The organism is Microcystis sp. M53598_WE2, from assembly GCF_030067735.1.
GTDB lineage: Bacteria > Cyanobacteriota > Cyanobacteriia > Cyanobacteriales > Microcystaceae > Microcystis > Microcystis aeruginosa.
On the sequence record NZ_JASJFE010000725.1, the window covers coordinates 1 to 1,048 of the forward strand.

General features: G+C 36.9%; 2 pseudogenes. Both read left to right on the plus strand.

Features of this window, described 5'->3' with window-relative positions:
* Positions 1-309 (plus strand): annotated as a pseudogene (locus PX636_RS14775) (TRAFAC clade GTPase domain-containing protein); the annotation flags it as partial.
* 254 nt (positions 310-563) lie between these two features.
* Positions 564-1,048 (plus strand): annotated as a pseudogene (locus PX636_RS14780) (roadblock/LC7 domain-containing protein); the annotation flags it as partial.

Below are 1,048 nucleotides of genomic sequence, written 5' to 3' on the forward strand. Positions count from 1 at the left end.
CATAATAATTACCTGAGAATTTTTCAAACCTTGATCGAGATAATTAACCATAATAAAACTAGGTTTAATTTAGGCATTATCATCAGCAAATGCGATCTAGTTGTCTCTGACCAAAAAAGCTGGCAAAACCTACAATTAAAAGTCAAAGAATTAGAGCAAAAACTGCGAGAGCAAAAAGTTAATCACCGTTTTTTTTACTCAACAGTTTTAATTGATTCCCAGCAAGGCACACTGCAAGCAAATCAAGCTTTAGACTCCCTATCTTGGTTATTGTCTCAAATCGATCAACAACTGGTAAACTTTTCCTAAATGACTAGCACTATATCCGATCCATTTGCAGCAAGATTAGTAAAAAAATCTCTCAAAAATCTGCTGACTGCCTTATAACAGTCATCTTAATGGTGAGGTGTGAAGTTTTCGTTTTGGGGAGTCGGCACCAAATTAGGTGACAGTTCATCTTGAGGAGAAATGCCGTCAAATATCTCCCCAAAAACTAGAAACAAGACACAATTGTGTGAAAATTATTTATAATAGCCCACAAAAGTGCTTAAAGGTTACAGATCATGTCCTTGCTCGTTGAACAACTGATTTATAGCAGTTTCTCACAACTGGGATTTAAATATATCGCTAGTGTCAATGTCCCCCTAGGGATTCAACAGTTTTTTTATCAACATATAGTCTCTCAGTTATGGGACACCTATAATCCTCCAGACAGGAAATTTAAAGGAGTCTATATCTATCAAATTGACTCCCATAACACCCTCTTTGGTTGGTTAATTAACGATGGTAAGGATGAATTTGGTCGTGGGGACATCCCCTACTTTCATTGTTATTATTTACAGGAACTACTCGACTCGAAAAAACTGGTTAAAATTCTTGCCTGTCTAGAGGCAGGTCCCCTAAAACGTATTTCCAGAGATGAGGCTAAAATCTCCCTTGATCCCGTAATTTTAGACGACAATTATCAGGCAAATGCCTTTGAATTAGGAATTAAACTTTCTAAAGATATTCGTCTGTTTAGCCACCGACAACTGCGGGAAGAAAAACC